The 12570-nt window shown below is 70.9% G+C and carries 9 protein-coding genes; 7 read left to right on the top strand and 2 right to left on the bottom strand.

Annotated features, from left to right (window positions below; translation table 11 throughout):
• Positions 1 to 8 precede the first annotated feature (8 nt).
• The 4 genes from zapE (at position 9) to OG500_RS12860 (ending at position 5136) form a co-directional block, all read left to right on the top strand.
• Positions 9 to 1079, top strand: coding sequence for a cell division protein ZapE (zapE, locus tag OG500_RS12875; RefSeq protein WP_327066705.1), 1071 nt, complete (start codon positions 9 to 11; stop codon positions 1077 to 1079).
• A 61-nt stretch (positions 1080 to 1140) separates the two neighbouring features.
• The gene (gene uvrB, locus OG500_RS12870) at positions 1141 to 3231 is read left to right on the top strand and encodes an excinuclease ABC subunit UvrB (protein ID WP_327066704.1); all 2091 of its coding nucleotides are present in this window, start codon (positions 1141 to 1143) and stop codon (positions 3229 to 3231) included.
• 205 nt (positions 3232 to 3436) lie between these two features.
• Complete coding sequence (locus OG500_RS12865; RefSeq protein WP_327066703.1) at positions 3437 to 4018, top strand: TerD family protein; 582 nt, start codon at positions 3437 to 3439, stop codon at positions 4016 to 4018.
• Between the two features lie 218 nt (positions 4019 to 4236).
• On the top strand, positions 4237 to 5136 hold the full coding sequence (locus tag OG500_RS12860) for a TerC family protein (protein ID WP_329579870.1): 900 nt from the start codon (positions 4237 to 4239) through the stop codon (positions 5134 to 5136).
• Positions 5137 to 5231: 95 nt separating this feature from the next.
• Here OG500_RS12860 and OG500_RS12855 read toward each other — a convergent pair whose 3' ends face one another.
• Positions 5232 to 5885, bottom strand: a complete 654-nt coding sequence (locus tag OG500_RS12855; protein WP_329579867.1) for an MBL fold metallo-hydrolase — start codon at positions 5883 to 5885, stop codon at positions 5232 to 5234.
• 54 nt (positions 5886 to 5939) lie between these two features.
• Positions 5940 to 6701, bottom strand: coding sequence for a maleylpyruvate isomerase family mycothiol-dependent enzyme (locus OG500_RS12850; protein WP_327066699.1), 762 nt, complete (start codon positions 6699 to 6701; stop codon positions 5940 to 5942).
• Between the two features lie 247 nt (positions 6702 to 6948).
• On the opposite strand from OG500_RS12850, the gene uvrA reads away from it, so the two are divergent.
• From uvrA to uvrC, 3 genes are all read left to right on the top strand, one after another.
• A complete protein-coding gene (gene uvrA / locus OG500_RS12845) occupies positions 6949 to 9852 on the top strand; it encodes an excinuclease ABC subunit UvrA (RefSeq protein WP_327066698.1) in 2904 nt (967 codons plus the stop codon).
• 118 nt (positions 9853 to 9970) lie between these two features.
• On the top strand, positions 9971 to 10411 hold the full coding sequence (locus OG500_RS12840; protein WP_327066697.1) for a Rieske (2Fe-2S) protein: 441 nt from the start codon (positions 9971 to 9973) through the stop codon (positions 10409 to 10411).
• Positions 10412 to 10489: 78 nt separating this feature from the next.
• Entirely contained in the window at positions 10490 to 12544 is a 2055-nt protein-coding gene (gene uvrC, locus OG500_RS12835; protein ID WP_327066696.1) for an excinuclease ABC subunit UvrC, read from the top strand.
• The last annotated feature ends 26 nt before the right edge of the window (positions 12545 to 12570 follow it).

The raw sequence follows: 12570 nt of genomic DNA, 5'->3' as shown, positions 1-12570 counted from the left end.
TTATTACCGTGTCCGCAGCCTCCCACCCCGAAGCCATAGCGACCGGAGCGACCGCTACGGTCACCGGTGCCCCCATCGCGCTGACCGAGCGCCGCCCGGTGGTCCCGGCGCAGCGGCTGGTCGCGGAGATGGTCCCGCCGCCGCGGTTCGCCGGGGTCAGCTTCGGCTCCTACCTGCCGGACGCCACCCAGCCCAGCCAGCTGGAGGCGGTGCGGGTGCTGGAGGAGTTCGCGGCCGGTCTGAACGCGACGGCGGCCCCCAAGCGCGGCTGGTTCCGCAAGGCGGCGGCGCCCACCGGCCCGGCCGGGGTCTACCTGGACGGCGGCTACGGCGTGGGCAAGACCCATCTGCTGGCCTCGCTCTGGCACGCGGTGCCCGGTCCCAAGGCGTTCGGCACCTTCGTGGAGCTGACCAACCTGGTGGGCGCGCTCGGCTTCCAGCAGGCGGTGCAGACGCTCTCCGAGCACAAGCTGCTCTGCATCGACGAGTTCGAGCTGGACGACCCGGGCGACACCGTGCTGGTCTCCACCCTGCTCTCGCGCCTGGTGGAGGCCGGGGTCAAGCTGGCCGCCACCTCCAACACGCTGCCCGAGAAGCTCGGCGAGGGCCGGTTCGCGGCTGCCGACTTCCTGCGCGAGATCCAGGGGCTCTCCGCGCACTTCCGCCCGGTGCGGATCGACGGGCAGGACTACCGCCACCGCGGGCTGCCGGCCGCCCCGCCGCCGTACACCGACGAGCAGGTGGCCGAGCGCGCCGCCGGCACCCCGGGCGCGGCGCTGGACGACTTCGGCGCGCTGCTCGGCCACCTCTCGGTGGTGCACCCCAGCCGGTACGGCGCGCTGCTCGACGACGTGCACGCCGTCTTCCTGCGCGGGGTCTGCCCGGTGACCGACCAGTCCACGGCGCTGCGCCTGGTGGTGCTGGCCGACCGGATGTACGACCGGGAACTGCCGATCACGGCCTCCGGCATCCCCTTCGACCAGGTCTTCTCCGAGGAGATGCTGGCCGGCGGCTACCGCAAGAAGTACCTGCGGGCGATCTCCCGCCTGGTGGCGCTGGCCCGGGACTCCGCCCGCTAGCGCCTTCTGCGGATCCTGCCGGGCGTCTCCGCTTGTCGGTGCCGGGTCGTACGGTGGTCTCGTGCGACCCATCACGAACATTGAGCGGACCACGGCGCCCTTCGAGGTCGTCAGCCCCTACCAGCCCAACGGCGACCAGCCGGCGGCCATCGCCGAGCTGGAGCGCCGCATCCGCGCGGGCGAGAAGGACGTCGTCCTGCTCGGCGCCACCGGCACCGGCAAGTCGGCCACCACCGCGTGGATGATCGAGAAGCTCCAGCGGCCCACGCTGGTGATGGCGCCGAACAAGACGCTGGCCGCCCAGCTCGCCAACGAGTTCCGCGAGCTGCTGCCCAACAACGCCGTCGAGTACTTCGTCTCGTACTACGACTACTACCAGCCCGAGGCGTATGTCCCGCAGACGGACACCTACATCGAGAAGGACTCCTCGATCAACGAGGAGGTCGAACGGCTGCGCCACTCGGCCACCAACTCGCTGCTCACCCGGCGCGACGTGGTCGTGGTCGCCTCGGTCTCCTGCATCTACGGCCTCGGCACCCCGCAGGAGTACGTGGACCGGATGGTGCGGCTGAACGTCGGCGAGGAGATCGACCGGGACGCCCTGCTGCGGCGCTTCGTCGACATCCAGTACACCCGCAACGACCTGGCCTTCACCCGCGGCACCTTCCGGGTGCGCGGCGACACCGTGGAGATCTTCCCGGTCTACGAGGAACTGGCGCTGCGGATCGAGATGTTCGGCGACGAGATCGAGTCGCTCTACACGCTGCACCCGCTCACCGGTGAGATCATCAGCCAGCACGAGGCGATCCACGTCTTCCCCGCCACCCACTACGTCGCGGGCCCGGAGCGGATGGAGCGCGCGGTCGCCGGCATCGAGCAGGAGCTGGCGCAGCGGCTGGCCGTGCTGGAGAAGCAGGGCAAGCTGCTGGAGGCCCAGCGGCTGCGGATGCGCACCACCTACGACATCGAGATGCTCCGTCAGATCGGCAGCTGCTCGGGCGTGGAGAACTACTCGATGCACTTCGACGGCCGCGAGCCGGGCACCGCGCCCAACACGCTGCTGGACTACTTCCCGGAGGACTTCCTCCTGGTGATCGACGAGTCGCACGTGACCGTCCCGCAGATCGGCGCGATGTACGAGGGCGACGCCTCGCGCAAGCGCACCCTGGTGGAGCACGGCTTCCGGCTGCCCTCGGCGCTCGACAACCGCCCGCTCAAGTGGGAGGAGTTCCTGGAGCGGGTCGGCCAGACCGTCTACCTGTCGGCCACCCCCGGCCCCTACGAGCTGTCCCGCGGCGACGGCCAGGTCGAGCAGATCATCCGCCCCACCGGCCTGATCGACCCGGAGGTGATCGTCAAGCCGACCGAGGGCCAGATCGACGACCTGGTGCACGAGATCCGGCTGCGGGTCGAGCGGGACGAGCGGGTGCTGGTCACCACGCTCACCAAGAAGATGTCCGAGGACCTCACCGACTACCTGGTCGGCCTGGACATCCGGGTCCGCTACCTGCACAGCGACATCGACACGCTGCGCCGGGTGGAGCTGCTGCGCGAGCTGCGGGCCGGCAAGTACGACGTGCTGGTCGGCATCAACCTGCTGCGCGAGGGCCTGGACCTGCCCGAGGTCTCGCTGGTGGCGATCCTGGACGCCGACAAGGAGGGCTTCCTGCGCTCGGGCACCTCGCTGATCCAGACCATCGGCCGTGCCGCCCGCAACGTCTCCGGCCAGGTCCACATGTACGCGGACAAGATCACCGCGGCGATGGAGAGGGCGATCGAGGAGACCAACCGCCGCCGGGTCGTCCAGCAGGCCTACAACGAGAAGCACGGCATCGACCCGCAGCCGCTGCGCAAGAAGATCGGCGACATCCTGGACACCCTGGCCCGTGAGGAGGTGGACACCGAGGAGCTGCTGAACACCGGCTACCGGGACGGCGCGAAGGCCAAGGCCCCGGTCCCCGCGCTCGGTGCGGCCCGGGCCAAGGGCGGCAGCCGGCCGGCCACCGAGCTGGCCGACACGATCCAGGAGATGACCGAGCGGATGCACGCCGCCGCCGCCTCGCTCCAGTTCGAGGTGGCCGCCAGGTTGCGGGACGAGGTCAAGGACCTGAAGAAGGAGTTGCGCCGGTTGAAGGAGACGGGCATCGCCTGAGACCAGGCGTGATCCTCTTCCAACACGCCTCTTGACGCGCGGGGGGGCGCCCCTGGTGGGGGCGACCCCCAGGCCCTAGGGTTGGCAGGCGACGTATCCAGGCGGACAGCAGCCCGGGGGGCCTCAGCCGGGGGACGGCAGCGGGGTGATCCGACGCTGGTCCGTGCGCGAATCGCGTACGGGCCGAGATGAAGGGGAGAACACCGTGTCGGTGAATCTGACCAAGGGTCAGCAGGTGAGCCTGCGGAAGGTCAGCGGCGAGTCGCTGAGCGTGGTCCGGATGGGCCTGGGATGGCGCGCGGCGCCCAAGCGGGGCCTGTTCGGCAGCCGGAGCCGACAGATCGACCTGGACGCCTCGGCCCTGCTGTACGCCGAGCACACCCCCGCCGACGTGGTCTTCTTCCAGCAGCTGGTGAGCAAGGACGGCTCGGTGCGGCACACCGGGGACAACCTGGTGGGCGGCGCGGGCGCCGGTGGCGACGACGAGTCGATCGTGGTGGACCTGGCCCGCATCCCGGCCCAGATCACCCAGGTGGTCTTCACCGTCAGCTCCTACACCGGCCAGACCTTCGCCGAGGTGCGGCACGCGCACTGCCGGCTGATCGACGAGACCAGCGGCCAGGAGCTGGCCCGCTACGAGCTGAGCGGCGGCGGCGGGCACACCGGCCAGATCATGGCCAAGGTGTACCGCGACCCGGCCGGCGGCTGGGGGATGCAGGCGATCGGTGCCCCGGCGAAGGCACGGACCTTCCAGGACCTGCTGCCGGCCATCGAGCCGTTCCTGTAGCCGGTGCCGGGGCCGTCTTTACCTTCTCTTGGTACTAGCTGTTACTCTTCTTGGAACGGAGGGGAGTATTCCCCCTACGGTGTTCCCGTCATCACGGCGACCGCGTATCGGTCGGCCCGGGGCACCGGTCCTCGGCGGCGCCGGCCCTTGCGGCCCTTGCGCGGCCCGCAGGACGGAAGAGACCTCCGGCAGACGATGGATGCCGGAGGACCAGCTTCATGGACGTTTCCCTCGCCCTGTGGGCGACCACCATCGGGGTGCTGATCGCCCTGATCGCCGCCGACTTCTTCATCGGTGGCCGCAAGCCGCACGAGGTCTCCATCAAGGAGGCCGGCATCTGGACCGTGGTCTGGGTGGTGCTGGCGCTGCTCTTCGGCGGCTTCCTGTGGTGGTACGGCGGCGGGCAGCCGGCCGGTGAGTTCTTCGCCGGCTACGTCACCGAGAAGTCGCTGAGCGTCGACAACCTCTTCGTCTTCGTGCTGATCATGGCCAAGTTCGCGGTGCCCAGGATCCACCAGCAGCGGGTGCTGATGGTCGGGGTGCTGATAGCGCTGGTGCTGCGGGCGGTCTTCATCGCCGGCGGCGCGGCGCTGATCGCGAGCTTCTCCTGGGTCTTCTACTTCTTCGGCGCGTTCCTGATCTGGACGGCCTGGAAGCTGATCAAGGAGGCCCGGGGTGGCCATCAGGACGACGAGTTCGAGGAGAGCAAGCTGCTGACGGCGGTCCGCCGGCGCTTCCCGGCGATCTCCGCGATGACCGTGGTGATGCTGGCCATCGGCACCACCGACGTGCTCTTCGCGCTGGACTCGATCCCGGCCATCTTCGGTCTGACCCAGGACCCGTACATCGTCTTCACCGCCAACGCCTTCGCGCTGATGGGCCTGCGCCAGCTGTACTTCCTGATCGGCGGCCTGCTGAAGCGCCTGGTCCACCTGTCCTACGGGCTCTCGCTGATCCTCGGCTTCATCGGCGTGAAGCTGGTGCTGCACGCGCTGCACGAGAGCGGGCTGCACGTGCCGCAGATCGGGATCCCGGTCTCCCTCGGCTTCATCGTGCTGGTCCTGGGCGTCACCACGGTCACCAGCCTGCGCGCCTCCAGGCGCCAGGCGATCGGCTGAGGCGGGACGACGGTGCCGCCTCGCGCGGGATGCCCCGCCGGAACCGATTCCGGCGGGGCATCCCGGTGGTGTGACGGCGAGGATCGGCGGCGGTGTCACCAGCCGCGGTCGCGCCACTCGGTGAGGTGGGGGCGCTCGGTGCCGAGGGTGGTGTCCTTGCCGTGGCCGGGGTAGACCCAGGACTCGTCGGGCAGGGCGTCGAAGAGCTTGGTGGTGACGTCCCGGTAGAGGCTCTCGAAGGCGGCCTTGTCCTGGTGGGTGTTGCCGATGCCGCCGGGGAAGAGGCAGTCGCCGGTGAAGACGTGGGGGTGGCCCTCGGGGTCGTCGTAGACCAGCACGATGGCGCCGGGGGTGTGGCCGACCAGGTGGCGCACGGTGAGGGTCGCCTCGCCGACCCGCAGGGTGTCGCCGTCGTCCAGCAGCAGGTCGGTGGGGACGGGGATGCCCTCGGCGTCGTGGCGGCCCGCCGCCGTGCGGGCGCCGGTGGCCGCGACCACCTCGGCCAGCCCGGCCCAGTGGTCCTGGTGGCGGTGGGTGGTGACCACGGTGGCCAGCTGGTCACCGACGGTCTCCAGCAGCGTCGGGGCGTCGGCGGCCGCGTCGATCAGCAGCTGCTCGTCGGTGGCCCGGCAGCGCAGCAGGTAGGCGTTGTTGTCGAACGGGCCGACCGCCACCTTGGTGATGATCAGATGGGCGAGTTCGCGGACGTCCGGCGGACCGCCGACCTTGACGGCTCCGTGGTAGCTCAAGGGGTGCTCCTTCTGGCTGTTCCGGCCAATGGGTACGGGGCCTATGATCGCGCGTCAGCCCATCGGGGGGAGCGCGGGCAGGGCCGAGCGCGGGTCGGCCAGCGCGCCGCCGTCGCGGTGCACCTGCAGGCCGTCGCCGTCCGAGCGGCCGGAGAGCCAGGCGGTCAGGGCGCGCACCGGGCCCTCGGCCCGCTGCTCGGGCACCGCGCCCTCGCGGGTGCCGAGACTGGCCTTGGCACCGGTGTCCTCGGCGAGCAGTTCGAGCGGCGGCAGGCCGTCCAGCTGGGCGAACCGGGCCGCCAGCTTGCCGAACTCGACCGCGGCGAACTCCTCGGGCCAGTGCGCGGGGCTGTAGCCGACGGCCAGGTCGACGTGGTGGTACTCCAGTTCGGCCAGCCGCTTCCAGGGCAGGTCGCGCGCGGGGAAGACGTAGCCGAGCCGGTGCTTGAGCTGGGCGCCCCAGGCCGCCTCGGGCAGTGTGGCGACGGCCTCGGCCAGCCGCACGGCGCTGGCCCGCAGGTCGGCCAGCTGCTCGACGAGCGGACGCCCGGCGCCCTTCTCGATGTCCTCGTCGCGGGCCTGGCTGCTGGCGTACTGCGGGATGTCCCGGCCGGTGCGGGCCGACTCGACCAGGTTGACCAGCGAGTCGGCGTTGCGGGCGAGGTGGGTGAGCACGTGGCCGCGGGTCCAGCCGGGCAGCGCGGACGGCTCGGCGAGCGCGGCCGGATCGAGGGCGGCGACGGTGTGCAGCAGGCGCTCGGTGCTCTCCGCGACCTTGGCCAGGTCGGCGTGCGGGTCGGGCTGGGTGGTGGTCATCGAGGGCCCCCTCTTGGCGTGCGTGACGTGGCAGGCCCGGGCTCGTTGGGCCGTGCAGGGCGAAGGCTATCGCTGGGCCGGGCGCCGAGCAGGGGGGGTTCCCGGGATCCGGACGGTTGTCAGTGGGGTGCGCTTCACTCGTACGGGTGGACCCGACTGGACGCGATCGTTGTTCGAACGCATGAGCGATACGCTGATCGGTGACACTGGAAGCAATGCCCGTTCCCGGAGAAAGGCGCCAGAAGCAGTGGCCGACCGCCTCATCGTCCGCGGTGCTCGCGAGCACAACCTCAAGAACGTCTCGCTCGACCTGCCCCGGGACTCCCTGATCGTCTTCACGGGTCTCTCCGGGTCGGGCAAGTCGTCATTGGCCTTCGACACGATCTTCGCCGAGGGGCAGCGGCGTTACGTCGAGTCGCTGTCCTCCTACGCCCGGCAGTTCCTCGGCCAGATGGACAAGCCGGACGTCGACTTCATCGAGGGCCTCTCGCCGGCCGTCTCGATCGACCAGAAGTCCACCAACCGCAACCCCCGGTCCACGGTCGGCACCATCACCGAGGTCTACGACTACCTGCGGCTGCTCTTCGCCCGGGTGGGCAAGCCGCACTGCCCGCACTGCGGGCGCCCGATCGCCAAGCAGTCCCCGCAGGCGATCGTGGACAAGGTGCTGGAGCTCGCCGAGGGCACCAGGTTCCAGGTGCTCAGCCCGGTGGTGCGCGAGCGCAAGGGCGAGTTCGTCGACCTCTTCGCCGACCTGCAGTCCAAGGGCTACGCCCGGGCCCGGGTGGACGGCGAGACGGTCCAGCTGGCCGAGCCGCCCAAGCTCAAGAAGCAGGAGAAGCACACCATCGAGGTGGTCATCGACCGCCTCACCGTCAAGGAGAGCGCCAAGCGCCGCCTGACCGACTCGGTGGAGACGGCGCTCAAGCTCTCCGGCGGCATGGTGGTGCTGGACTTCGTCGACCTCGACGCGGACGACCCCGAGCGTGAGCGGATGTACTCCGAGCACCTCTACTGCCCGTACGACGACGTCTCCTTCGAGGAGCTGGAGCCGCGCTCGTTCTCCTTCAACTCCCCGTTCGGCGCCTGCCCCGAGTGCACCGGCCTCGGCAGCCGGATGGAGGTGGACCCCGAGCTGGTGGTCCCCGACGACCAGAAGTCGCTGGACGAGGGCGCCATCCACCCGTGGACCGGCGGCCACCTGCGCGAGTACTTCGGCCACCTGATCGACGCACTCGCCACCGAGGTCGGCTTCCGGACCGACATCCCGTGGGCCGGGCTGCCGGCCCGGGCCAAGAAGGCGCTGCTCTACGGCCACAAGGCCAAGGTCGAGGTCCGCTACAACAACCGCTACGGCAAGGCCCGGTCCTGGGTCACCGGGTTCGAGGGCGTGATCCCGTTCGTCCAGCGCAAGCACAACGAGGCGGAGACCGACAGCGGTCGCGAGCGCTTCGAGGGCTACATGCGCGAGGTGCCGTGCCCCACCTGCGAGGGCACCCGGCTCAAGCCGGTGGTGCTCGCGGTCACCGTGCAGGGCAAGTCGATCGCCGAGGTCTCGGCGATGTCGATCAGCGACTGCGCCGACTTCCTGAGCGCGATGAAGCTCACCGCCCGGGACAAGAAGATCGCCGAGCGGGTGCTGAAGGAGGTCAACGAGCGGCTGCGGTTCCTGGTCGACGTCGGCCTCGACTACCTCTCGCTCAACCGCGCGGCCGGCACCCTGTCCGGCGGTGAGGCGCAGCGGATCCGGCTCGCCACCCAGATCGGCTCCGGCCTGGTCGGCGTGCTCTACGTGCTGGACGAGCCGTCCATCGGCCTGCACCAGCGCGACAACCACCGGCTGATCGAGACCCTGGTCCGGCTGCGCGACATCGGCAACACGCTGATCGTGGTCGAGCACGACGAGGACACCATCAAGACCGCCGACTGGGTGGTCGACATCGGCCCCGGCGCCGGCGAGCACGGCGGCAAGGTGGTGCACTCCGGCGGGCTGAAGGAGCTGCTGGCCAACGAGCAGTCGCTGACCGGCCAGTACCTCTCCGGCAAGCGCTCGATCCCGATCCCCACCGTGCGCCGCCCGCGCGACAAGAAGCGCCAGATCGTGGTGCACGGCGCCCGCGAGCACAACCTCAAGGACGTCACGGTCGGCTTCCCGCTGGGGATGTTCACCGCGATCACCGGCGTCTCGGGCTCGGGCAAGTCCACCCTGGTCAACGACATCCTCTACACCCACCTGGCGCGCGAGCTGAACGGCGCGCGCAGCGTGCCGGGCCGGCACACCCGGGTCACCGGCACCGATCTGGTGGACAAGGTGGTGCACGTCGACCAGTCGCCGATCGGCCGCACCCCGCGGTCCAACCCGGCCACCTACACCGGCGTCTTCGACCACGTCCGCAAGCTCTTCGCGGAGACCGCCGAGGCGAAGGTGCGCGGTTACCTGCAGGGCCGGTTCTCCTTCAACGTCAAGGGCGGCCGCTGCGAGAACTGCTCGGGCGACGGCACCATCAAGATCGAGATGAACTTCCTGCCGGACGTCTACGTCCCGTGCGAGGTCTGCCACGGCGCCCGCTACAACCGCGAGACGCTGGAGGTGCACTACAAGGGCAAGTCCATCGCCGAGGTGCTGGACATGCCGATCGAGGAGGCGCTGCACTTCTTCGAGGCGGTCCCGGCGATCGCCCGCCACCTGCGCACCCTCAACGACGTCGGCCTCGGCTACGTCCGGCTCGGCCAGAGCGCGCCGACCCTCTCCGGCGGTGAGGCGCAGCGCGTCAAGCTCGCCGCCGAGCTGCAGAAGCGCTCCACCGGGCGGACCGTCTACGTGCTGGACGAGCCGACCACCGGCCTGCACTTCGAGGACATCAGCAAGCTGATCAAGGTGCTCTCCGGTCTGGTCGAAAAGGGCAACACGGTGATCGTCATCGAGCACAACCTCGATGTGATCAAGACCGCCGACTGGATCGTGGACATGGGTCCCGAGGGCGGCAACGGCGGTGGCACGGTGATCGCCGAGGGCACCCCCGAGGAGATCGCCGCCACCACGGACAGCCACACCGGCAAGTTCCTGCGCGACATCCTGGGCGACCGGGTGAGCGACGCGCCGGTCCCGGCCCCGCGGGCCGCCCGCAAGCGCGCGGCGGCCAAGAAGTAACGGCCACCCTCCCGGGGCCGTCCCTCGGCGGGCGGCCCCGGGGGCGGGGTCCGGCCCATGGGAGAGGGCCTAGACTGCCGCCCGTCCACCCGCCCCACCCCCGCAGGGAGCCAGCACCATGTCCGAGGCCGACCAGACGCCCACCACCACCCGCCGCACCCTGCTCTGCTGCGGCGCGGCAGCGCTGGCCGGCGGCTCCGCCCTCGTCCTGAGCGGCTGCGAGAGCTCGGGCGGCAGCAAGAGCCAGGCGAAGGCCGCGCCCACGCCGGTGGACCTGGGCGACGCCTCGGCCGTGCCGGTGGGCGGCGGCAAGGTCTACGCCGACCAGCGGATCGTGGTCACCCAGCCCAGCGCCGGCGAGTACAAGGCGTTCAGCGCCCGCTGCACGCACGCCGGCTGCCTGGTCGACCAGGTCAAGAACAACCAGATCCAGTGCCCGTGCCACGGCAGCCGTTTCAACATCGCCGACGGCTCGGTCGCCGACGGCCCGGCGCCGAGCCCGCTGCCCAGCTACCAGGTCGCGGTGGCCGGCGGCAAGCTCACCGTGACGCCGAGCTGATCTCGGCCGGCCGGCCCCGGCCGTCGGCCCCGGGAGCTAGGGTTTTAGCAGTCACAGCGCAGCACGAGGGGGACCACGATGGCCGACCCGTCCACCTACCGCCCGGCGCCGGGAGCGATCCCACCCTCGCCCGGGGTCTACCGGTTCCGGGACGAGCACGGCCGGGTGATCTACGTGGGCAAGGCCAAGAGCCTGCGCCCGCGCCTGTCCTCGTACTTCCAGGACCTGGCGAACCTGCACCCGCGCACCGCCACCATGGTCACCACCGCCGCCTCGGTGGAGTGGACCGTGGTCGGCACCGAGGTCGAGGCGCTCCAGCTGGAGTACTCCTGGATCAAGGAGTTCGACCCCCGGTTCAACGTCAAGTACCGCGACGACAAGAGCTATCCCGAGCTCGCGGTGACGCTGAACGAGGAGTTCCCCCGGGTGCAGGTGATGCGCGGGGCACACAAGAAGGGCGTGCGCTACTTCGGCCCGTACGGGCACGCCTGGGCGATCCGCGAGACCGTCGACCTGCTGCTGCGCGTCTTCCCGGTGCGCACCTGCTCCACCGGGGTCTTCAAGCGCGCCAAGCAGGTCGGCCGCCCCTGCCTGCTGGGCTACATCGGCAAGTGCGCCGCGCCCTGCGTCGGCAAGGTCAGCGCCGACGAACACCGGGAGCTGGCCGAGGAGTTCTGCGACTTCATGGCCGGGCGCACCGGCAACCACCTGCGCCGCCTGGAGGAGCAGATGGCCGAGGCCGCCGCCGAGATGGAGTACGAGAAGGCGGCCCGGCTGCGCGACGACATCGGGGCGCTCAAGCGGGCCATGGAGAAGAACGCCGTGGTGCTCGCGGACGGCACCGACGCCGACCTGCTCGCGCTGGCCGAGGACGAACTCGAGGCCGCGGTACAGATCTTCCACGTCCGCGGCGGCCGGGTGCGCGGCCAGCGCGGCTGGGTCACCGACAAGGTCGAGGACGTGGACACCGCCGCGCTGGTCGAGCACGCCCTGCAGCAGCTCTACGGCGGCGGCAGCGAGGCGGTGCCGCGCGAGGTGCTGGTGCCCGCGCTGCCCGAGCCGGCCGAGCCGGTGCGCGAGTGGCTGACCGGCCTGCGCGGCAGCCAGGTCGACCTGCGGGTGCCGCAACGCGGCGACAAGAAGGACCTGATGGCCACCGTCGGGCGCAACGCCCAGCAGGCGCTGGCGCTGCACAAGACCAAGCGGGCCTCGGACCTGACCACCCGCAGCCGGGCGCTGCAGGAGATCGCCGACGCGCTGGAGCTGGACTCGGTGCCGCTGCGGATCGAGTGCTTCGACATCTCGCACCTGCAGGGCGAGGACGTGGTCGCCTCGATGGTGGTCTTCGAGGACGGCCTGGCCCGCAAGAGCGAGTACCGGCGCTTCCAGATCAAGGGCTTCGAGGGCCAGGACGACGTCCGCTCGATGCACGAGGTGATCAGCCGCCGGTTCCGCCGCTACCTCCAGGAGCGCGAGCGGACCGGCGAGTGGGCGGTGCCCGAGCAGAGCCTGCCCGGCGACGGCGACGGCGGTGTGGACGACGACGCGCTGCCCGGCGGCCCGGTCGATCCGGAGACCGGGCGCCCGCGCCGCTTCGCCTACCCGCCGCAGCTGCTGGTGGTCGACGGCGGCCAGCCCCAGGTGGCCGCCGCCAGGCGCGCGCTGGACGAACTCGGCATCGACGACGTCGCGCTGTGCGGGCTGGCCAAGCGCCTGGAGGAGGTCTGGCTGCCCGACCAGGACGACCCGGTGGTGCTGCCGCGCAGCAGCGAGGGCCTCTACCTGCTGCAGCGGGTGCGCGACGAGGCGCACCGGTTCGCCATCTCCTACCAGCGCAGCAAGCGCGCCAAGCGGCTGACCGGATCCGGCGGCCTGGACGCCGTGCCCGGCCTGGGGGAGACCCGACGCACCGCGCTGCTCAAGCACTTCGGCTCGGTGAAGAAGCTGCGCGCCGCCAGCGTGGAGGAGATCTGCGCCGTCCCCGGCATCGGGCGCCGCACGGCGGAGACTGTTGTCCAGGCGTTGGCGTCCCGGCAACCCGCGGCATTCGCGGTGAACACCGCCACAGGCGAGATCATGGAGGATGGCCCTGCCGACCCGGTCCAGCCGACCGTGCGACCGGGCCAGGCGTGACGTCGAGCGCGGCGCACACGTTTTTA

This window comes from Kitasatospora sp. NBC_01250, from assembly GCF_036226465.1.
Lineage (GTDB): Bacteria > Actinomycetota > Actinomycetes > Streptomycetales > Streptomycetaceae > Kitasatospora.
This window is presented reverse-complemented; position numbering and strand designations above follow the sequence as displayed.